Raw genomic sequence first — 21694 nt, forward strand, 5'->3', positions numbered from 1 at the left:
GATGGAAGCGACCCGTGCGTTACGGTTGGGAAATGGAACACACTCCGCTCCCGCAGGAGGGACTCGCGGTCGTCGTGAAGCGCGACTGCCCAACGTGTCGGCTGGTGGAACCGGTGCTCGAGCGGCTCGCCGATGGGCCCGGCGGTCTCGTGGTTCTCAGCCAGGACGACCCGGACTTTCCCGGGGCGCTCTCCGGCGTGGTGGACGACACGGAACTCGAACACTCCTTCCGCCTCGGGATCGAGACGGTTCCCACGCTCGTGCGCTTCGAGGACGAGAAGGAGACCGGCCGCGCGTTGGGCTGGAACCGGGCGGAATGGCGCGACCTCACGTCGATTCCGGACCTGGGCGCGGAACTGCCCGAGTTCCAGCCGGGCTGCGGTTCCCGGTCCGTCGAACCCGGCGCGGCGGAGCGCCTGCGGGCGCGCTTCGGGGAGACCGGCATCGAAGCGCGGCAGGTGGCGCTGGAACCGCACGCCGACGCCCTGGAGGCCTGTTTCGAGCGCGGGTGGACGGACGGGCTTCCCGTCGTGCCGCCGACCCCGGAGCGGATCCTGCGCATGCTCGCGGGCACGCCCCGGGCGCCGGATGAGGTCGTGGGCGCCGTGCCGCCGGACTACGCGGAGTGCACGGTCGAGAAGGTCGCGATCAACGCCGTGCTCGCGGGCTGCAAACCGGAGTACATGCCCGTCGTGCTCGCGGCGCTCGAGGCGGCGCTCGACCCCGACTTCACGCTGCACGGGATCCTGTGCAGCACATGCTTCACCGCGCCCCTCGTCATCGTCAACGGCCCCATCGCCCGCCGCATCGGGATGAACGCGGGGCTGAACGTCCTCGGCCAGGGGAACCGCGCCAACGCGACCATCGGGCGCGCGCTCAACCTCATCGTGCGCAACGTGGGCGGCGGACGGCCCGGCGAGATCGACCGCTCGACCTTCGGGGCGCCCAGCAAGTACACGTTCTGTTTCGCGGAGGACGAATCGGACGAGGAGTGGGAGCCGCTCTCGGTGTCGCGCGGCGTTCCTCCCGGCGTCAGCGCCGTCACGCTCTTCCAGGGCGAGGGCGTGCAGGGGATCATGGACCAGCGCTCGCGCACGCCGGAGGAGCTGACCGCGTCGCTGGCGGCGTGCCTGCTGGCCGTCTGCCACCCGAAGATCTGCGAGTGGGCGCACGCGGTGCTCCTCCTCTCGCCCGAGCACTACGGCATCTACCGGGAAGCGGGCTGGGACCGGGCGCGGATCGTCGAGGCGCTGCTCGAGGCGACGACGCGGCCGCTGAGCGAGGTGGCGCGCGGCGCGGGAGGCCTGGCCGAGGGCGTGCCGGACTCGGAGACGCGCCGCCATGTGCCCAAGTTCCCGCCCGGGGGACTGCTCCTCGCCCGGGCCGGCGGCGCGGCCGGACTGTACTCCGCGATCCTGGCCGGCTGGCCCGGCGGCCGCGCCTGGCAGCACTCACACCCCATCACCCGAGAGATCGAGACATGACCGCTTCGACCGCGCCGAGTCCGGCAGCGCCGGCGACCGTCCTGCACGACCCCACCTCGGAACTCGCCCCGGAGATGCGCCCGCGGCGCGCGCCTCCTCCGTCGCTCGAAGGGCGGGTGGTCGCGCTCCAGGGGATCGGCAAGCTGCGCAGCGACGAGTTCCTCGACCACGTGAAGACGCGGCTGGATGCGCTCGGCATCGCGACGATCCGCACGGACAAGCCGACCAACGCACGTCGGGCCCCGACCGAGTTGCTGCAGAGGATCGCCACGGAAGCCGATGTCGTCGTGCAGGCCTTAGCCGATTGAGGGTCCTGCACGTCGTGCGGTCTGCACGACCTCAGAGACCTCGACGAACGCGGGATCCCCGGCTGCTTCGTCGTCACGACCGAGTTCGAGCAGGCCGCGCGCAGCCAGTCGCGCACGCTCGGCTTCGAGCCCGGCATCGTCTGGGTCCCGCACCCCATCCAGAACCGCACCGCCGGCGAACTCGAGGCGCTGGCGGACGAGGCGATCGACCCGATCCTGGCCATGATCACGGCACCGGATTGACGCCTCGCGCTGCCGGGAACGTCGGGCGCCGGACTTGCTCGCGGGGCCGAAAACGGTCTATTTGACAGCTGCCGGACCGGTACCGAACCAGCCAGGAGGCCGCATGCCCACCCGCCGACGATTCCTCGCCCGCCTTGGGGGCTCCGCCGCAGCCGCGGGGGCCATGACCGTCGTTCCCACGAAGTGGAGCACCGCGGTCGCGGCGGCCCGCGACCTGTCCCGTACCCCCGGCTCCCCCGAGGAGATCGCGCGGGACGAGGAGTTCTGGATCGAGATCCAGAAGGCGTTCACCACCGACCGTTCCCTCGTCAACCTCAACAACGGGGGCGTGAGTCCGACGCCCGCCCACGTGCTCGAGGCGATGAAGCGGGACCTCGATTTCGCGAACCAGATCCCGGTCTACAACGGGTGGCAGATCCTGGAGCCCCAGCGGGAGGGCGTCCGCGCCCGGCTCGCCCGGCAGTGGGACGTGGACCCGGAGGAGGTCGCGATCACGCGCAACGCGTCGGAAGGCCTCCAGATCCTCCAGAACGGGTACGACCTCGAACGCGGCGACGAAGTCGTGACGACGACCCAGGACTACGGGCGCATGATCACGACCTTCCAGCAGCGCGAGCGCCGCGAGGGGATCGTGATGAAGCAGTTCAAGATCCCGGTCCCGGCCGAGGATCCAGCCGAAATCGTGCGGCTGTTCGAGGAGCAGATCACCGACCGTACGCGGCTCATCCTGATGTGCCACATGATCAACATCACCGGGCAGATCCTTCCCGTGCGCGAGGTCGTCGAGATGGCGCGCGGCTACGACATCCCGGTCCTCGTCGACGGCGCGCACTCGCTCGCGCACCATGACTTTACGCTCTCCGAGCTCAACTGCGACAACTACGCCGTCAGCCTGCACAAGTGGCTGCACGCCCCGGTCGGAACCGGCCTCCTCTACGTGAGGCGGGAGAAGATCCCCGAGATCTGGCCGCTGCAGGCCGCGGCCGAGAGCCGCGACGACGACATCCGGAAGTTCGAGGCGATCGGCACGCACCCGGAGGCCAACTTCCTCGCCATCGGCGAAGCGCTCACCTTCCACCAGCTCGTCGGCGGCGAGCGCAAGGAGGCGCGCCTCGTCCACCTGCGGAACTACTGGGCCGAGCAACTGCTCGAGCACGACCGCGTGCGGCTCAACACGAGCCTCAAGCCGGGCTTCGCGTGCGGGATCGCCAACGTCCAGGTCGAGGGCATCGACACGAGCGCGCTCCGAAACTGGCTGTGGAACCAGCACCGGATCTTCACGGTCGCGATCAACCACGCCGAGTTCACGGGGCTCCGCATCTCGCCGTCCACCTACACGACGCTCGAGGAACTCGACCGCTTCGTGGACGCGATGACCCGCGCGGTGAAGCACGGCATCCCCGCCTCATGACCGAGACCTTTGACATGGCCTTGATCCAGCGCGGGGCGCGACTCCGCCGCTCGCCGTACTTCGAGGCCACCCTCCGAGACGGGTGCCGGAGCTATACGGTCTACAACCACATGTTTCTCCCGACGCGCTACGACGATCTGCACGCGGAGTACGAGAAGCTCCTGAACGGCGTCACGGTGTGGGACGTGAGCGTGGAGCGGCAGGTGGAGATCACGGGGCCGGACGCCTTCGAGTTCACGAACCTGCTCACGCCCCGGGACCTCTCGAAGTGCGCCGTCGGGCAGGGGAAGTACGTCCTCATCGGTGCCGACGACGGCGGCATCGTGAACGACCCGGTGCTGCTGCGGCTGGGCGAGAACCACTTCTGGCTCGCGTTGGCCGACAGCGACGTGCTGCTCTACGCGAAGGGGATCGCGCTCAACGCCGGTCTCGACGTCGAGATCCGGGAGCCGGACGTCTCGCCCATGCAGGTGCAGGGTCCGAAGTCGAAGGAAGTCGTGCGCCGGCTGTTCGGTGAAGACGTCCTCGAGCTCCGCTACTACTGGTTCCTCGAGACGGACGTGGACGGCATCCCCGTGGTCGTGACCCGGACGGGGTGGAGCGGCGAGGTCGGCTACGAGATCTACCTGCGGGACGGAAGCCGGGGGGTCGAACTCTGGGACCGCGTGATGGCGGCGGGCCGCGACCTGGGCATCTCCCCTACCGGCCCGTCGGACATCCGCCGCATCGAAGCCGGCATCCTCAACTACGGGATCGACATGACGCTGGACACGAACCCCTGGGAGGTCGGACTCGGCTGGCAGGTCGACTTCGACCAGGAGGCCGACTTCATCGGCCGGGAGGCGCTGGCCCGGATCGCCGAGGAGGGGCCGCGGCGGCTCCTCGCCGGCATCGAAATCTCGGGCGCGCCGCTCGACCTGAACATGGACCGCTGGTCCGTGCGCGGAGGCGGCGGTGCGAACGGAGCCGGCGGCGCGATCGGATTCGTCACGTCCGCCGTGTACTCACCGCGTCTCGGCAAGAATATCGGCTACGCCCTCGTCCCGGCCGCGGCGGGGGAACTCGGGACGCGCCTGGTCGTGACGACGCCGGACGGAGAGAGGGATGCCGTTGTGGTGCCCCGGCCCTTCGTGGATCCCCGCAAGGATATCCCCAAGTCCTAGCAGTGCGTCAGGAGTCCGTCAGGGCCTCATCCCCAGGACGGAGGGTATCGCGCGTCCGAACCATCGGCCGATCGCGCTCACCGGCACCGACACACCCACGACTCTGGAGTTCTGCGGCGGGTCGGTGCTCGGCGCGTCGCCGGCGTCGCCTCCGCCGACCCCCGCCGCGGCGGCAGCCAGGGCCGCCGTCCCCGCCAGAATCCCGGCCCCGAGCAGAACGCTCTTCGTCGTCGAGAATTCGCGCACCTCGATGCTCGTCACACCGTCCCGGGCCACGCGGAGGGTGTCGTACTGCACGACGTCCTGGAACAGGCCGAGAGTATGCCGCGTGGTCGCTTCGAACGAGATGGTATCTCCCACGCTGATGACCTTCCCTTCGACCGCGACCGTCCCGGCAGGCGAGTTGGGATCGACGATCGCGGACTGGATCGGTACGCGCAGCCTGGCCACGGCGCCCACCGGCGCGTCCTCTACGAGCCGGTAGGAGTAGCAACCCGGCACGGTGAGCACGGCCCCCAGAAAGGCCACGAGCCAACGTCGCCGTGCTCCGCCGCTCGGCGGAAAGTCAGAACTCAACATCGAGGTCCCGTGTCAGGAGTTGATTGAACGAATAGACGAAGTGCCAGGGTTCGTCAGGAAATATCCCACCGGATTCGTTCACGAGACCCCGGTCATCCACGTTCACGATGACCTGGACGGAAAGCGTATCCCCATCCAGCGATTCCACCTGGACGAACCACCGCCGGTCGATGGATATATCCACCGCTCTCTGGAAGGGGATCTCGTGAATGACCGTGTCCGACCGGACCACCTGCACCCGCGTCACGCCGAACTCGTTGAGGCCGGCCACGAACTGCGTGGAGTAGATCGCCCTGACCCGGTCGCCCGCCGCGCCCCGCATCTCGAAATGGATGTTCTCGGGCGTCGGGTCATCGAAAATCTCCGAGCACCCGCCAAGGGCGATCGCGGCCAGCAGGAACGGCAGTCCCGTAAAGGGGGTGGCAGAGGCGGCGGGTGCGAACCGCCGCCTCTGCCTTGAAGTCAACCTCCGCAACCCAGTCCGTTCAGATGGCAGTTCGCCCGCAGCTCGATGATCGAAATCGGGAGCATCGTGCCCGGCGCCGCAGACGCCGCGGCGGCGCCCTGCCACTTGGGATCCTTGATTCCCCACCTGTACATGTCCGCCAGGCGCAGGCCCTGCAGCATCACGTTCACCCGCCGCGTGTGCTGGAGCATCTCCATCTCGGAGATCTGGCCGGAGTAGGGCGTCAGGCCGTCCAGCGCGCGGATGTGATTGATGTGCATGGCGAAGCCATTGGAATCCCCGCCCGCCAACGCGTTCTCGGCCAGAATCAGGTGCATCATCCGCGCCGAGGCGACCGTCAAGGGTGGATAGATCCCGCCCTTGTCCAGATAGCTGCCGCCCTTCCACTGATTCAGCCACTTGATGACGGCCGGATCGTCGACGTTATCGATGGGATCCTGGAGCGCGATGCCGTTGATGTCGTTCTGGTCGTCGACCGTGGCGATCGAAAGGTCGATCTGGTTCTCCTTGCGGTCGTTCACCCAGGACGCCATCGAGTTGGACCTGCTGGCACTCGAATACGTCAGGTTGTACGTCCAGTCCGGCTGGACGCTCGCCAGTACCGCACTGGCGTCCGCGCCGGCCTCGGCCGAGGCCGCCAGCCCGCTCCCGGACGGCGACGGGTTGATCACGTCCCATATCGCGCGGGACTGCCGGGCGCGAGCGCGGAGCGCCCTCGCCTGCGTCGCCATGTCCGTGGCCCCCACCTCCATGAAGCCGGAGATGGCCGAGGAGAGGCGGTCGATCGCACCATCCAGGACCTGACTCATGTTTGCCGGTCCGACCGGAGGTCCGCTCTCCGTCTTGTCCGAGAACGCGAAGTCCTCCTGGATCTCCCCGATCACCATGTAGATGATGCCGGAGTACAGGTATGCGCGCGCCAAGTCGGTCTTGATCGCGGTGGATGGGTTGTTGCTGAGGTGCCCCTGGACGATTTCGACGGCTTCGTCGCTCATCCACCGGGCCTGTCCCATGGCCGGGAACGGGCCATCGATGAACTCGTTCAGCGGATCATCCACGAATCCGAGATCGAGCGAGAGCCAGGCATCCCTGGAGCCGATCCAGCGCATCTCGTCGGACGCCACCAGGTACGGCTGCCAGGACTGGGATACGGAAGACGCCACGAGCGTGAGCGTTCCGTTCACGACGGCGGCCGCGGCGGCCTCCTGGCGGATGTCCTCCTCGACCAGGTCGTTGGGATTGTTGACGTCCAGCAGGTCGCCGCACCCAAGCGTGAAAGCGGCCAGAACAGGCGCGGCCAACCAGGCCTTCAAATTTCGATTCCTCATGGTATGGTTCTCCCGCTTGGATCTAGAAAGTGACGCGCACGGACATCGTGAAGCGCCGCGGCACCGGAATCCCCCAGCCTTCCGTCGAATTCAGGAAGTTGCAGTTGAGGCCTCCGTTGCAGCGCCCGAGGACGTTGCCCTCCGGGTCCATGCCGGGGTAATCGCCCAGCATGAAGAGCAACAGGTTGCGCACGCCCATGTTCACCGTAGCGGCGGAGAAACCCCAGCGCTGGACGAACGTGGCCGGCACCCGGTAGCTGAGCGACAGCTCGCGCCACTGGATCCAGTCGGCGTCGTAAATCCCGTTCATGCCGCTCATCGGCGAGAGACCTTCGACCTCGTGCGCCCAGGCGACCGCCGCATCGAGCCGCTCGTCCGCCGACGAACCGGGGTTCAGCATCGTGGCGTACAGTTCGGCCGAGCGCGGCGTGTTGCGCCCGATGAAGTTGTTCGCGCGCCGGAACATGCCCGACAGATCCTGCACCTGGTGGCCGAACTTGTACTCCATGAGCGTCGTCAGCTGGAAGTTGCCCAGGAACGCGAGGTCGAAGCCGAAGGAGCCCGCGTAGTCCGGAGTGGGATCGCCGAGGTGCGTATCGAGCAATCCGGCTCCGCAGTTATGCGACGCCAGTCCCCCGTTGGGCACTCCGAAGTCCTCGTTGCCGATCGCCAGCGGCTTGAAGCTGTTGGGATTGCGCGGCTGGCTGAAGTACGCAAGCGCCTGATCGCGCGTCGGCACGACGCACTGGCCGTCGACCGGATCGAGGATGTTCAGCGGGATCGCCAAATCGGCGACCTTCGCGCCGAAGAAGGCGCCCGGCGTAAAGCCCTCCACCAGGTAGTTGCGGTAGCGCGGATAGCTGCCGCCGGTCTTGAGGGGAGGCGCTCCGCCCATGTCCGTGATCTTCTCGGACAGGAAGGCCGTGTTCGCGAAGACGTTGAGGGAGATATCCCGCGCCTGGATCAGGTTGCCGCGGATACCGAACTCGACGCCGTGCGCCGTCACCTCGCCGATGTTGTCGAGCTGCGTCTGCGTGAACCCGCCCGTGACCGGGAACTGGCGCGCGACCATGGCGTCGGTGACCACCCGATCCCAGTAGGTCGCCTCGATGGACCACCGGTCGTTGAAGAGGCCCAGATCGATCCCGAACTCCAGCTCCGTGGACACCTCGGGCCTCAACTGTTCGTTGCCGAGATTCGACGGCTGGACGCCGGGACCTACCTCCGTGCCCAGCGACGAGAAGGTCGTGAACTTGTCGAAGGCGCCCGGCTGCAACCCGGACGTGCCGTAGGCTCCCTTGATCCGCATCGACGAGAAGACCTCGCTATCCCAGCGTTCGCTCGGGACGATCGCGAAGTTGGCCTTCGGGTAGAAGGCCGTGTTGAACGCCTCGCCGAACGCCGAGTTGGCATCCCAGCGAGCGCCCACGGTCAGGAAGAGCCAGTTGTCCCATCCGACCTGGTCCTGCACGTATCCGCCGAGCTGCGTCACCCGGAGCCAGTTTTCGAACGAGGACTCGGAGCCCAGCGCCGAAAGCGTCTCCAGGCCGGGGCCGGGGAAGTCGCGTCCGCTGCCGCCCGCCGACTGCGACTGGCGCAGGAACCCCTGCCCGCCGAACAGCAGCGTGTTCTCGAGCCGGCTGGTGTTGAAGACGTACGATCCCTTGATGTCGGCCGTCAGCTCGCGGCTACGGTTCTCCTGGACGTTCCGGCTCCCGTCCGGGGTCGAGCCCGAGAAGCCGTCCACGTTCCACCGATAGGGGCGGAAGCTGACCGCGTCGTCGGACGTGAAGTCGATCCCGAAGGTTCCGTTGATGTTGAACGCCTCCGAGGGCGAGAAGTCGATGTTCGTGGATCCCGCGAAGTGCTGCGAGTTCACGAAGTTCAGCTGGTAGGCGTTCTCGCGCAGAGTGGCGAACGCCGGCTGGCCGTAGAAGTTGATCTGCCCGAGTTCCGGGTCGGCGTTGGCGAGCCGCAGCTGCGACATGAGCGCCGACGAGAACACGCCGTAGATGTTGTTCGAGTTATCGGGCGTGTGATGCTCCATGTCCGAATAGAGCGTCGTCACGCCGATGCGCAGATCGCTGCTCGGGATCAGCGTGAAGTTGGTGTGGATCGACGCGCGGCGGTTGGTGTCGTTCTCGGGGTCCAGCCCCTCCGCCACGTCGAAGTTCTTCGCCGCATCGTACGGCCCATCCTCGCTGGCGAGACGCGCGGAGGCGAAGTACTGGAACACGCTCGATCCACCCTGCAGCGATCCGGAGTAGGTCTGACCCAACCCGGTGGTGAGCAGATCGGGAATCAGGTCGCGTTCGATCGGCTCCCAGGGCGACACGGGCTGTCCCCAGCGCGACGACATCAGGTTGACGGCGTCCGCCAGCCGCTGCGCGTCGCCGTCTCCGGTGCATCCGGGACTGGCGCAGGCCCGGCCGGCGAAGTCGGCGACCGGCAGGATGCGGTTGGTCGGCACGGAGATCCCGGTCAGGTCGGCTCGGAACGTGAACCTCGGAGTCCCGACGGTGCCGCGCTTCGTGAAGATCTGGATCACGCCGTTCGAGGCCTCCGTCCCGTACAGGGTCGCGGCCGCGGCGCCCTTCAGGATCTCGACGCGCTCGATGGACTCGGGCGGAATATCGTCGAGTCGGGAGGGGTTCCCCTGCCCGTTGAAGTTCTGCACGGCGGAGCGGTCCACGCGGATCCCGTCCACGTAGACGATGGGCTCGTTCAGCTGCGACAGCGACGCCGACCCGCGGATGCGGATGCGGGCGCCTTCGCCCGTGTAGCCCGACGAGGGCAGCGCCACCACGCCGGGTTCGCGGCCCGCGATGAGCTGGCTGAAGTCGGAAATGGGCGCGTTCTCCAGCTCCGCGGCGTCCAGGGTCGCGATCGTGTGGCCGAGCTTGCGTTTCTCGGTTGCGACACCGGTGCCCGTCACGACGATCTCGTCCATCTGGACCGCTGTGACGTTCAGGGCGAAGTCAAGCGTCGCGGTCGAGCCGGCGGTGACGGTCACGGCTTCGGAGGCCTGACGGTAGCCGACCAGGCGGACGACCACCGTCTGTTCGCCGGCGGGCACGTTGAGTAACACAAAGTCCCCGCTGGCGTTGCTGAAGGTCCCGATGCCGGTGCCCTCGATGAACACCTGCGCGGATGAAAGGGGTCGGAGGGAGCCTTCTTCGGTCACTCTGCCCGCGATGCTGCCCGCGGCCTGGCCACTCAGGCCAGGTGCGAGGCAGGCGAGCGCTACCAAGGCCACTCCCCATGCACCGATGGTGCGAGAGGCGATTCGTTTCATGCGGCGCTCCTTGCGCTGGAGGCGATGGAAGCGGCCGAACGACCCGCCCCCGATTCCGCCAACTCGTTCCACAATCCGTTATTGATAATGAGATTCCGGCGATGCCGCCAGCCAGTCCTCGATGAGGCGGCGGGAGATCGAGACGCGACCCGGGAGGCGGAGGCCGATCGCGCGGCGGCGGGCGAAGTCGGCGCGCTTGAACCAGCGCGCATCGACGAGTTCCTGCCGGGCGACGGTCAGGTCGCCGCCCACGCGCTCGGCCCGAAAGCCGAGCATCAGCGACGCCGGGAACGGCCAGGGCTGGGACGAGCGATAGCGGACGGAGCCCACCTCGATTCCCGACTCCTCCCTGACCTCGCGGACGACGGCCTCCGAGAGGCTCTCGCCCGGCTCCACGAACCCGGCCAACGTCGAGTAGACGCCCTCCGGCCAGATGTCCTTCCGCCCGAGCAGGCAGCGGTCTCCATCGGTCACGAGGACGATGATGGCCGGGTCCGTGCGCGGAAAATGGTCGACTCCGCACGTTTCGTGGCCGCAGCGCCGGACGTGTCCCCCCTGCTCCGGGCGGGTGGAGGAGCCGCACGTTCCGCAGAAGCGGTGCCGGCGACTCCAGGTAACGATCGCCCGGGCGTAGGCCAGTAGCGAGCCGTCCCCCTGCCCCAGCATGGCCCCCACCCCGCGGAGATCGAGGAACTCCCCCGCCCCGTCGAGCGGGCTGTCTGAAGACGGCCCTTCGCCGGCTCCCCCGGGCACGTCGGCGGCGAACAGCGCGCGGCCGCCGTCCCGTCCCCCTTCGAGTCCGAGAAAGATCCATTCCTCGGGTGGTTCCGAGGCGGAGGCTGCGACGGTGGGCGGAAGGAGTACCGGCCGATAGGCCAGGCCGTCCGCTTTCGCCGCGACTTCCCGCGCCGTTTGGGACACCAGGCTGCGCTCGCGCCATACGGGGACGACGCGCGAGTTCGGATCGGACAACCGGTCGGAGAGCCACCCGGGATCGGCTCGCAGGTGGGTGGCGCGATCGAGGCCGCCTCCCGCGAAGGGGTTCGGTTTCCGGTGGCCCTCCCCTGCCACGCCCGATAAGATCTCGCCGGCCGACATGGGAGAAACGTAGCGGTTTCGAGGGAGCGCATGCACAGTTTCGAGGGGACGGCGGGACGGGGCACCCTCCTCACGTTCGATTGCTACGGCACGCTGATCGACTGGGAAGGCGGGATTCTCGCGGCACTCCGGGTTGCGTACGCGGAGGCGGCCGCGGTGGAGGACGAGCGGCTCCTCGGCGAGTTCCACGCGGCCCAGAACCGGCTCAAGACGAGCGAGTACCGCCCCTACCGGCAGTTGCTCACCGAGACCTCGGTGGAGGTCGCGCGCGCGAACGGATGGGATACGGCGGACGAGGTGGCGGGGGGCGTCCCCGCGAGCATCCCCTCCTGGCGGCCCTTCCCCGATACGAATCCGGCACTCTCGCGCCTCGCCGCGGCGGGCGTCACGCTGGGGATCCTCTCGAACATCGACGACGACCTGCTCGCCGGAACGCTGAAGCGCTTCGAGGTCGAGTTCGGCCTCCTCGGCACGGCCCAGCGGCTGCGCAGCTACAAGCCGGCCGCGCCGCACTTCGAGCGCGGGCGGGAGTGGGCCGCCGGCTTCGACCGGTGGCTGCACGTGGCGCAGAGCCTCTTCCACGACGTCGTCCCCGCGACATCGCTCCGGGTGCCCGTGCTGTGGGTCAACCGAAAGGGCGAGTCCCGCCCGGACGACGCCGACCCCGTCCACATTGCACCCGACCTGGCCGCCGCCGCCGCATGGCTTCTGCCGTGAGGGTCAAGGCGATACGGAGTCGTCGCCAGGTCCGCTCGCCAGGACGTTGCGGGTGAAGCGGTGGAGTTCCCTCCATAGCGCTTCGTGCGAGAAGATGTCGTTATGTCCCGCGCCCGGGATCTCGAGCCAGCGCCGGGGTCCGCGCAGCGCCTCGAAGACCTCCCGGCTCTGGCCGGGCGGAATGACGCGGTCCTCCTCGCCGGCGGCGACGAACGTCGGCACCTCGATGCGTGGCGCCCGCTCCAGCGTGTCGAAGCGGTTGTGCAGCCAGTCCAGATACCAGTCCGGCAGCCACGGCAGGCGGTGCCGGGCGATCGCAGCGGTGTCCGTGAACGGCCCGAGCAGGACGACGCCGGCCACCGGGCGGCTCACCGCCAGTTCCGCCGCCACGGAGCTTCCGAGGGAGTTCCCCAGGGGAAGGAGCCGCTCGGGCTCGACGCCCCGCTCCTCCACCAACCACCGGTACGCCGCCCTCGCGTCCGCGTAGAGACCCTCCTCGGAGGGCTTCCCCTCGCTCGCTCCATAGCCTCGATAGTCGGGCAAAAGGATGTCGAGTCCGAGGCTCGAGAGCGCCGCCGCCACCGCCCCGCGGTCTCCCAGGTGCCCGGCGTTGCCGTGGAAGTAGATCGCCGTCCCCCGCCTGGACTGCGGCGGGTCCGCGGGAAACCACCACGCGTGCAGTTCGATCCCGTCCTCGGTCGGGATGCGGACCTCGGTGGCCTGCGGGAATCCCCAGTACCGCGGGTGCGTCTCGTGCGGCTGCAGGGTCTCCGGATAGAAGACGAAGAAGGGGACGATCCGGGGCATGAGGAGACGGACGACGGCCATCAGGCCGACGAGGGCGACCACGACGATGAGGAGTTCCACGAGCGGGAGCCGGCGGCGGACGGCCGGAGTCAGCGGCCGGGCACGGTCGACACCGCGGCGAGGCGCTCGGCCCAGCGGGCGTACACGTCGGGGCGGCGGTCGCGCCAGAACAGCCGCCGGGCGGTGGAGGCCGCGCAGCGCGACAGGTCCACGTCGGCGTAGAGAATCGCCGCTTCCCCTTCCGGCGCCCGCGCGAGGACGACGCCCTCGGGATCGACGACGAAGGACTCTCCGGCGAAGGTGAGGCGGGGCTCCTCGCCCACGCGGTTGGCCAGCGCGACGAAGTAGCCGTTCTGGAACGCCGCCACGCGCACCTCCGCCTCGAACAGTCCCTCGGGCCACTCCCCGACCGCGCCCGCCTGCGGGATGACGACGAGCTGCGCCCCATGTTCTCCCAGGCGCCGCATGTATTCGGGATAGTGGCGGTCGTAGCAGATCGCGACGCCCACGCGCCCCACGGCGGTGTCGTAGACGAGCGCGTCGGTATCGCCCTTCGCGTAGTAGTGCTGTTCGTGGAAGCACGCGTACTCGGTGATGTGCATCATCCGCGTCACTCCGAGGAGCGAGCCGTCCGCGTCGAACACGGGCGTGCTGTCGTAGCAGCGCCCGTCGGGCCCGAGTTCGTACTGGTTGAACACCGTGACGAGGCCGAGTTCGGCGGCGCGCGCGGCGATTCGGTCGCAGGTGGGACCGGGGATCGGCTCCGCGATCTGCGCGGCGCCGGGGTCGTCCGGCCGCTGGGGGAAGAAGCGGTCGATCGCGAGTTCGGGGAACGCCACGAGATCGGCACCCTCCGACGCGGCGCGGCCCATCGCGTCGAGCGCGCGTTCGAGGTTGCGGGTGCGGTCGGGCCCCGCGGACTGCTGTACAAGGGCGATCTTCATCGGATCCATGTCCTTTCGGTGACGGGCCGGAGGATTGTCGGCGCGCCAGCCGGGACCCGCAACGGGGTCCACGGGTCGCGTCGGCGCTCGTTAGGTTGCTCCCATGTGCGGACGATTCAGCCTTCAGACCCCGGTTCCGGACCTCGCGGAACTCTTCGAGGCCGATCCGTCGCGGCTCGAGGAGTGGTCCGCCCGCTACAACGTGGCGCCCACGGACGAGGTCATCGCCCTCCGGCGAGGCGCCGGCGGCCGGGAGCTCGTTCCGCTGCGCTGGGGGCTGATCCCGAACTGGGCGGAGGATCGCGCGTCGCTCCCGCCGATGATCAATGCCCGCGCCGAGTCGCTCGAAACCCGGCGCGCGTTTCGAGACCTCGTTCTCGACCGGCGCTGCGCCGTCCTCGCCGACGGATTCTACGAATGGCGGAAGGAGGGCGGCCTGAAGCAGCCGTACTTCACCCGGCGCCGGGACCGGAGACCGATGGCGCTCGCCGGCCTGTGGGACGTGTGGCGCGGACCGGACGGCACGATCCCCTCCTGCACGATCGTCACGACGGACGCGAACGCGCTGCTCGAACCGCTGCACGGCCGCATGCCGGTCATACTCGAGGGCGCGGGCGCGCAGATGTGGCTCGACCTCGACATCTCCGAGCGCACCATGGAGCCGCTCCGGCCGTTCGACGCGGAGGCACTGGAGGTGTTCGCGGTCAGCCGCCGGGTGAACCGCGTCGCCGCGGACGATGCGGCCTGCGCGAAGCCCCGGAGCGCTCCGATCCGGGAACCGTCAGGCTGGCGCGATCGCCCCCCGGTCGGCGACGCGCCCCCCGACCAGCTCACGCTCTTCCGGTCGTGAAGCGCTCGATCGGCCGTTCCCGGCGTGCGCTAGTGCAGGACGTTGCGGGACCTCAGGTGCTGGCTCACCGCGCCGAGCATGAGCGGTCGAATCCGGTAGCGGGGCTCGGCCGGGCCCGGCGTGTCCCCCGGGGGCCCTCCTTCCCCGGCCTCCCCGGCCGGGTTGACATCGACCAGGCGTAGCTCCTCGAGCGACCTGAGCGTGTGGCGGGCGGCGGCGGGCGGGATCCGCATGACTTCGCCGTACTCGGTGAGCGTGAGAGTCCCGTGGTCGAGGATCGCCTTGAGGGCGAAGCTCTGGTCGATATCCAGCGTGTCCAGCGACGATGACGATGGGGTCGGGGTCAGCGGACGCACGAGAAGGCTGCCCTCGATCGTCTCGAGGTCCACGGACCTCAGCCAGTGCAGCAGCGCCAGTCGCACGGAACCGAGCGAGGCGCGGTGGAGCCGCCGGAAATAGTCGGCCTCGATCAACTGTCGGCGTCTCTGGCTCGTCCGGGCGCGTCGAAGCCGCCGAAGCAGAGCCGCCCGCCCCGCGCGGGGTTCGTCGAACTGGAGCGGGATCCCGCTCCGCCGGTGCCGCGCGAAGATCGCCTGACGCAACTCGTCGGCGGTCAGGGGAGCCAGCGTCAGGCAGTGCATATCGCTGACGAACGGCCGGAGGCGTGCGCGGACGATCTGCCACGCCGAGGCGTTCATGGAGACCAACCAGAAGATCCTCGACTCCGTGCGCGCGATGCAGGTCATGAGGCGCTCGAAAAGCTCGCCGCCGCCGGGGGCTCGCAGGTGCAGGAACTCTCCGCCCTCGAGGATCACCGTCCGCGGGACCTCCCCGTCCGGGCTCCGCAGAACCCGGTCGGCGAGCCGGTCGAGGTCGACCGTTTCCCCGGGAGGGTCCGGGGCTTCGAGGCCGAGCCACGCGGCGAGCCGGCGCGCGAACCGGGGTTCATCGCGCTCGCGCTCATTCAGGATCCGCCTGACGCAAGCTCGCGAATCCGCGGCAAGACGCGCGGCGACCACGTTCAGGAAACTCGTGGTCCCGACGCCGGGCGGTGAGACCACGATCAACGAACCGGCCCCACCCTCCTCCCACGCCCGATGCAACTTCGCGATCTCGGCCAGACTGCGATCCCTTCCGGCCAGGAGTTGGGAATCGGTGAGGGGCTCCAACGAGAACAACCGGCGGTACACGGCGGGAAGATCCCGGAAGACTTCCGATACCGACGCCGGCTGGGGAGCATCGGGGTCGGCCGCTCCCTGGACCGGCGGAAGGAGGCCGAGGGTCCTCCCGAGGTAGGCAAGGCGTCGCCACCCGGCGCGGACGGCCGCCGCCACCGAGGGCTGGTGCGTGGTCAGGCGGCTCCGCCACCGTCGCCAGTCCCCGGCGACCTCGCCCTCGAGGTACGAGCGCGCTCGCAGCAGTTCCGCCGCAAACCCTTCGGCGAGGGCCCGACGGGTCAGGCGCGCGGCCCCCTCGGCAACCTCGGCGGTCGCCCGGCGCCCGGCCTCCGCGCTCGCCTCGAACAGAACCTCACGGGTCCGTTCGAGCTTGTCGGCGGCACGCGTCAGGGCGTTCCGGGCGGGAGCGATGACGTGACCGCGGTCGGGGGGCTCCGCCCCGTCGAGAGCGTCGGAGAGTTCGGCGAGGGCGACCTCGTATCCGTACGCCGACACCTCGCACGCCTCCGCCACCTCCGCGCCTGCCCGGTCGAGCGACCCTGCCATGCCGGCCGGTATCGCGCGGATCCGTTCCATCCTGAACGTGTCGAAGGCCCGTATTGCGGCTTCGCGGACCTGCACGTGCCGCGTCTCCCGGCCTGGCCGTCGCACTGTTTCGCCGGCATCGGGCATCTCGTGCAGGGACACGACCTCGGGCATGCGGAGGTTGAGCGCCTCGATCCGTCCGACCGCGCGATCGGCCGCAGCCGAGAGTTCCGCGACGAAGGCCCCGGAGTCGCCCAGCACGCCCGCAGGCCGGGCCAGCGCCTCGGCGACCCCGCGCCGCTCGGCCTCCAGCGCCCCCTGCAGGGCCTCCGGTGCGGAGGTCAGCTCCGCGACGCGCCGGCGACCTTCACCGAGCGCCGACTCGATCTCCGATATCACACCGTTCACCCGCTCCATCGTTTCGGCCCAGGCGGCGGCCAGTCGATCCCCGATGGACGAAATCGCGAGACTCGATTCGAGCAGGCTGCGGTACAGTTCCAGCCGGTTGGCGGACTCGCCGGCCCACCGATCCCAGCCTTCCGCCCAGGCCGAACCCACGTTCCGGTGCCGGGGGTTCGACGTATCGCGCGCAACGAACGTGCCGGCGACCGCCACCGTCGCCCTCAGGATCCGGACCGCACGCCTGTCCGCATCGCCGGGTGCGGGTCCGGCGGCCGAGGCCAGACCGTCCGCCGCCGCCAGGAGTTCGCCCTGAAGCGCCCGGCCCGCGGCGGCCAGCCGGCCCGGGTAGCCGGACGTGCGCTCCCCCTCCGGGTCGAGGACCCCCTCGATCCACGCGTCGAACGCCCGCTCCAGGCCGCCCAGCCAGGCCGCCCGCCGGCGCTGACTCGCCCGGCAGGCGCGCGCCTGCCGCGGGAGAACGACCCCATCGAGGTGCCGCCGGGCGAGGCCGGCGACCGGGACCTCATGTGTCACGCGCCGCCAGACGATGGGCCGGAGCGCGAGGGCGAGGAGGCGCTTCGCGTCGATCCCGGCCCCGGCGTCGCGCGCGCGCCGGAGCGCATCCGCGGAAAGGGGCACGTCGGCCTTCGGCGGGAGTTCCTCCACGCCCGCCTCCGCCTCGGCGCGAGCGGCCGACAGCGACGCCCGCAGACCGGCGGCCAGCGGCGCGCGGCGGATGGCCCGACACAACGGCTTCAGGACCTCATCGGAGGCCGTCCGCAGGTACCCGTCCGCCGCCTCCGGTCGGGGCGAGTCCTCTCCGCTTGCGCCCCTGGATCCGATGTCCGCCTCGAGTTCCGCCAGAGCCTGCGCGTGAGTTCTCGATGCACGGTCCAACGCGCGGCGGATCGGGGCCCAATCGTCTTCCTCGTACCGCCGCCAGATCTCCCGGAACGGTCGGTGCACGGCTTCGGAGATCCGGTCGGCGATCTCCGCGTCGTTTGCCGGGCCGGACGCGCGGCCGTCCGGTTCGCCGAGGCCCGCGTTCATGCGCGCAGGCCCCCGCCCGCGGCCGACGGATCCGGATCCGTCGGAGCGGTCGCCTCCACGGCGGGATACCAATCCTGCTCGGCGACGAGGCCCGCCGCCCGGAAACCGTCTCGCGCCCGCTCCGTGACGTCGCTCTGGAACAGGAATTCGAAGCGTGGATCCAGCACGTACGCCTTTATCCTGACGCGCGTGAGGAACGTCGTCCGGAACTCGTCCCCGACGAGCACGACGACGGGTTTCTCGAGGAAGACGTACCTGGACGTGACCGCCGCATCGAACGCGATCTCCCTCGCCTTCCGCTCGTCCACGCGCCCCGGCAGGTAGAGGTCCGTCACCACCTGGCAATGGAGTTGCCCCGCGTTCGCGTTCGCAACGGATTCCTGCACCACCTGCGCGTTGGGCACCGAGACCAGGTTGTCGTCGGCCGTCACGATCCGCGTCGAGCGGAGTCCGATGGAGACCACCTCACCGTAGGTCCCGCCCACCGAGATCTTGTCGCCGACCTGGAAGGGTTGGTCGAACACGACGATCAGGCCACCGAACACGTTCTTGAGCAAGTCCTGGGCGGCGAACCCCAGCGCCACGCCCAGAGCGGCGCTCGCGGCCAGGATCCCCTGGGCGTCGACGCGGAAGACCGTGCGGAGGATCAGGTAGGCCGCGATCGCCCACAGGAGCATGCGGCTGATGGGGATGAGCGACTTGAAGGCGAGACGGCGCCGGACGCTCCGCTCGGCGAGCGCCTCCAGCGTCCAGACCAGGACCCGGATCAGCAAATGGAAGACGACGATCACGACGAGCGACCAGAAGATGCCGACGCCGAGACCCCGCACCTCTTCTCCCGCTTCCTCGAGATCCAGCGCCGGGAGCGCCGTGGACGAAGTATCCTCGGTGGTCGCGGGAGGGACGGGGGCCTGCAGCGAATCCAACCGGGCAAGGATCCGCTCCTGGGCCAGCGCCAGCGCCTCCAGCCGGATCCCGATCGAGTCCTGAACCAGGGGCGGCGCCTGCTGCCCGGACGCTTCGGCCGGCGCGTCGGCCCCTCCCGCCTCCAGGTCCGGCGTTTCGGGGGGCGCGAGGGCGTCCGCCGGTCCGGCCCCGGACGCCGGGCCGGACTCGGCCCCCGCGACCGTTGCCGACGGTTCGCGACGACCGGCGGCGGGGCATCCTCGCCCGGCGGCGGGGCATCCGACCGACAGCCGGCGGACAAGCCGGACAGCAGGAGCGGAAGGAAGACGGCGGCCCTTCCAAGTCGTGGAACCAACCCACCGGATCGCCTGACCATGCGGGCAATGTGCGGGGGCGGTGAGCCTCCCGACAATCGCTCAGAGAGTCAGAAGTTGGCGACGAGCGCGATGGTCAGCGTGGAGTCGAGCTTGTGGCGCGGGACGAGGACCGTCTCCCCGGTCGGGGTCCCCGCAGGCTGCTCGAGAGGAGCGCGGGTGAGCGCGGGCGCGTTGTCCCACGCGAGCCGCAGGCCCGTCTTCACGGCCAGGGAGCTGTTGATGTCGACCGCGAGCGAGTTGGCGAAATCGGCGCGGAGGTCCGCCGCGTCCGTGAGGTTCTCGTCCAGCGTCAGCGTGCTCTCGAGGTTGGCCGTCTCCGTCAACTCGCGCCGGAAGTTCGTGGAGATGCGGATGCCGCCGAAGCGCGAACTCCGGTCGGGGTCATCGACGATGTCGTCCTGCATCGTGAACGTGACCCCGTAGTCGCTCTTGAGCCGGGTCCTCTCGGTGTCGATCCACGTGTTCCCGATGCCGCCCACCAGGGAGAGCTTGCTCTCGTACCCGGCGAACGTGTTCCGCTCCCACCCGGCACCGGTCGTGAGGTGGACCTGATCCGAAAACGACCGCTCGAACTCGCCGCGCGCGAAGTAGTTCTCGGCCGTCGGCTCCGGATCGGCGTCGCTCATCACGGTGAAGCGGTCCGGAGTCCCCACGGCGATGCGCCGGGTCGTACCGGACTCGGTTCGGAGACCGCCCGCGCTCAGGGACAGCTCTCCCCCGCCCCATTCGCGCCGGGCGCCGCCGCCGAGGCCGAACGTGCGTACCGTGGAGTTCCCCGACGTGAAGAGCAGACTCAGTTCCGCGTTGTAGGACCAGCGGATCTCCGCTTCTTCCTGGACTTCCTCCTGGAGCGACGCGGCGGGCGCGGCGGTCGATGCCGCAGCCAGGGCAAGCACGATCCACGACTTCATCTTCTCCACCCCCAACCCCCGTGATCGGTACGAGAAACGGCGACCAAGGCTAGCCAGACGCGCTTTGCCGGGCCAGCTTTCCCAGACGTTCTATCCGTTCCTCTTCGAGGAGTTCCAGAAAGCATGTCCAGGTCAGAGAGGCACCCCTTGGTGAACAGGAAGATCCACCGTCGCCGACTCCTCGCCGGCGCCTTCGTGGTCCTATGCCCGCTGCCCCTCACGGCGGTTCAGGACGCGCAGATCGCGGGGATCGAGGCGCGCCGGGACCACTACGGGAGCGTGGCGCGCCAGATCTGGGAGTGGGCCGAGGTCGGCTACCAGGAGGAGAAGAGTTCCGAACTGCTGAAGGGCGAACTGGAGGCGGCGGGGTTCTCGGTCGAATCGGGGGTCGCCGACATGCCCACGGCGTTCGTAGCGAGCTACGGCTCCGGAGGCCCGGTCATCGGGATCCTGGCCGAGTACGACGCGCTGCCGGGCATCTCCCAGGACGCCGTGCCCGTACGCTCGCCCATCATCATCGGAGGCGCGGGCCACGCGTGCGGGCACCACCTGTTCGGCGCGGGCTCCGTGGCGGCCGCCATCGCGGTCAAGGAATGGCTGGAAGAGACGGGACACGAGGGGACGATCCGGCTCTACGGCACGCCGGCCGAGGAAGGGGGCGCGGGGAAGGTGTACATGGTGCGCGAGGGCCTGTTCGACGACGTGGATGTGGCGCTGCACTGGCATCCCGGCGCGCAGAACAGCGCGCGGGTGGGGCGCTCGCTGGCCAACAAGTCCGCCAAATTCCGCTTCCGGGGCTATTCCGCGCACGCGGCGGGCGCGCCGGAGCGGGGACGGAGCGCGCTCGACGGGGTCGAGGCGATGAACCACATGGTGAACCTCATGCGCGAGCACGTTCCGCAGGAGACGCGGATCCACTACGTGATCACGCAGGGCGGCTTCGCGCCCAACGTCGTGCCGGACTTCGCGGAGGTCTACTACTACGTGCGGCACCCGGACGCCCCCACCGTGCTCAGGCTGTTCGAGCGCGTGGCGCGCGCGGCCGAGGGCGCGGCGATGGGTACCGGGACCGGGATGGAATACGAGGTGATCCACGGGCTCTACGACCTCGTGCCCAACGTCGCCCTCGGGCGGGTAATGGACGCGAACCTGCGCAAGGTCGGGGGTGTGGAGTACACGGAAGCGGAGCGGGCCTTCGCCCAGCAGATCCAGGACAGCTTCGTGGGCGGATCCGGCCGGCCGCTGGGCTCCGAGGCCGAGATCGAGGAGTTCGGGGTCGACCCCGCGGGTGGCGGATCGACCGATGTCGGCGACGTGAGCTGGGTCGTGCCGACGACCGGGCTGTCGACGGCGACCTGGGTGCCGGGCACGTCGGCGCACAGTTGGCAGGCCGTGGCGGCCGGGGGCACCGACATCGGGACGAAGGGGATGATCGTCGCGGCGAAGACGCTGGCGCTGACAACGATCGAACTCTTCCAGAGCCCGGACGTGATCGCCGCCGCGTGGGAGGAACTGAGGGCGCACCGCGGCGCGGACTTCGAGTACTCCGCGCTGCTGGGCGACCGCCCGCCGCCCCTCGACTACCGCCGCTAGGTCCGGCCGCCAGGCTCCGGGCCGGCAAGCCCGGAGCCGACGGCCGCATCACTCGCGGC

General features: G+C 69.5%; 17 protein-coding genes. 7 read left to right on the forward strand and 10 right to left on the reverse strand.

Going from position 1 to position 21694, the window contains the following annotated elements; all coding sequences use genetic code 11:
• Positions 1–32: 32 nt before the first annotated feature.
• The 4 genes from ACOGI9_RS06860 to ACOGI9_RS06875 all read left to right on the forward strand — a co-directional run bounded on the left by ACOGI9_RS06860 (position 33) and on the right by ACOGI9_RS06875 (position 4609).
• Positions 33–1484 carry a thioredoxin family protein gene (locus ACOGI9_RS06860; protein WP_419859117.1) on the forward strand — a complete coding sequence of 484 codons (1452 nt, stop codon included), beginning with the start codon at positions 33–35 and terminating at the stop codon, positions 1482–1484.
• On the forward strand, positions 1481–2035 hold the full coding sequence (locus ACOGI9_RS06865) for a UGSC family (seleno)protein (RefSeq protein WP_419859118.1): 555 nt from the start codon (positions 1481–1483) through the stop codon (positions 2033–2035). The genes ACOGI9_RS06860 and ACOGI9_RS06865 overlap by 4 nt, the downstream gene beginning before the upstream one ends.
• Positions 2036–2138: 103 nt before the next feature.
• Positions 2139–3446 (forward strand): aminotransferase class V-fold PLP-dependent enzyme, encoded by a 1308-nt coding sequence (locus ACOGI9_RS06870; RefSeq protein WP_419859119.1) that lies wholly within the window; start codon positions 2139–2141, stop codon positions 3444–3446.
• Positions 3443–4609: a glycine cleavage T C-terminal barrel domain-containing protein gene (locus tag ACOGI9_RS06875; protein ID WP_419859120.1), complete on the forward strand. Its 1167-nt coding sequence runs from the start codon at positions 3443–3445 to the stop codon at positions 4607–4609. Before ACOGI9_RS06870 ends, ACOGI9_RS06875 begins: the two co-directional genes overlap by 4 nt.
• 18 nt (positions 4610–4627) lie before the next feature.
• On the opposite strand, the gene ACOGI9_RS06880 is transcribed toward ACOGI9_RS06875, so the two are convergent.
• From ACOGI9_RS06880 to nudC, 5 genes are all read right to left on the reverse strand, one after another.
• Positions 4628–5137 (reverse strand): hypothetical protein, encoded by a 510-nt coding sequence (locus ACOGI9_RS06880; protein ID WP_419859121.1) that lies wholly within the window; start codon positions 5135–5137, stop codon positions 4628–4630.
• A gap of 37 nt (positions 5138–5174) precedes the next feature.
• Positions 5175–5510, reverse strand: a complete 336-nt coding sequence (locus ACOGI9_RS06885) for a hypothetical protein (protein WP_419859122.1) — start codon at positions 5508–5510, stop codon at positions 5175–5177.
• A gap of 140 nt (positions 5511–5650) precedes the next feature.
• Positions 5651–6982: a hypothetical protein gene (locus tag ACOGI9_RS06890; protein WP_419859123.1), complete on the reverse strand. Its 1332-nt coding sequence runs from the start codon at positions 6980–6982 to the stop codon at positions 5651–5653.
• A 22-nt stretch (positions 6983–7004) separates the two neighbouring features.
• A complete protein-coding gene (locus ACOGI9_RS06895) occupies positions 7005–10277 on the reverse strand; it encodes a SusC/RagA family TonB-linked outer membrane protein (protein ID WP_419859124.1) in 3273 nt (1090 codons plus the stop codon).
• A gap of 78 nt (positions 10278–10355) precedes the next feature.
• A complete protein-coding gene (nudC, locus tag ACOGI9_RS06900) occupies positions 10356–11348 on the reverse strand; it encodes an NAD(+) diphosphatase (protein ID WP_419859125.1) in 993 nt (330 codons plus the stop codon).
• A 57-nt stretch (positions 11349–11405) separates the two neighbouring features.
• Between nudC and ACOGI9_RS06905 the strand changes: the two genes are divergently transcribed.
• Positions 11406–12092 (forward strand): HAD family hydrolase, encoded by a 687-nt coding sequence (locus tag ACOGI9_RS06905; protein ID WP_419859126.1) that lies wholly within the window; start codon positions 11406–11408, stop codon positions 12090–12092.
• 3 nt (positions 12093–12095) lie between these two features.
• On the opposite strand, the gene ACOGI9_RS06910 is transcribed toward ACOGI9_RS06905, so the two are convergent.
• Positions 12096–12959 carry an alpha/beta hydrolase gene (locus tag ACOGI9_RS06910; protein WP_419859127.1) on the reverse strand — a complete coding sequence of 288 codons (864 nt, stop codon included), beginning with the start codon at positions 12957–12959 and terminating at the stop codon, positions 12096–12098.
• Between the two features lie 29 nt (positions 12960–12988).
• Positions 12989–13843, reverse strand: a complete 855-nt coding sequence (locus tag ACOGI9_RS06915) for a carbon-nitrogen hydrolase family protein (protein ID WP_419859128.1) — start codon at positions 13841–13843, stop codon at positions 12989–12991.
• A 103-nt stretch (positions 13844–13946) separates the two neighbouring features.
• On the opposite strand from ACOGI9_RS06915, the gene ACOGI9_RS06920 reads away from it, so the two are divergent.
• Complete coding sequence (locus ACOGI9_RS06920) at positions 13947–14693, forward strand: SOS response-associated peptidase (RefSeq protein WP_419859129.1); 747 nt, start codon at positions 13947–13949, stop codon at positions 14691–14693.
• A gap of 29 nt (positions 14694–14722) precedes the next feature.
• On the opposite strand, the gene ACOGI9_RS06925 is transcribed toward ACOGI9_RS06920, so the two are convergent.
• The 3 genes from ACOGI9_RS06925 to ACOGI9_RS06935 form a co-directional block, all read right to left on the reverse strand.
• Positions 14723–17848, reverse strand: a complete 3126-nt coding sequence (locus ACOGI9_RS06925) for a hypothetical protein (protein WP_419859130.1) — start codon at positions 17846–17848, stop codon at positions 14723–14725.
• A complete protein-coding gene (locus ACOGI9_RS06930) occupies positions 17845–18774 on the reverse strand; it encodes a mechanosensitive ion channel family protein (protein ID WP_419859131.1) in 930 nt (309 codons plus the stop codon). Before ACOGI9_RS06930 ends, ACOGI9_RS06925 begins: the two co-directional genes overlap by 4 nt.
• Positions 18775–19178: 404 nt before the next feature.
• The gene (locus ACOGI9_RS06935) at positions 19179–20042 is read right to left on the reverse strand and encodes a DUF481 domain-containing protein (RefSeq protein ID WP_419859132.1); all 864 of its coding nucleotides are present in this window, start codon (positions 20040–20042) and stop codon (positions 19179–19181) included.
• Positions 20043–20165: 123 nt separating this feature from the next.
• Here ACOGI9_RS06935 and ACOGI9_RS06940 point away from each other — a divergent pair, with 123 nt between their 5' ends.
• A complete protein-coding gene (locus ACOGI9_RS06940) occupies positions 20166–21635 on the forward strand; it encodes an amidohydrolase (RefSeq protein WP_419859133.1) in 1470 nt (489 codons plus the stop codon).
• The last annotated feature ends 59 nt before the right edge of the window (positions 21636–21694 follow it).

It is taken from the genome of Candidatus Palauibacter irciniicola (genome assembly GCF_965208695.1).
In the GTDB taxonomy this organism is placed as follows: Bacteria; Gemmatimonadota; Gemmatimonadetes; order Palauibacterales; family Palauibacteraceae; genus Palauibacter; species Palauibacter irciniicola.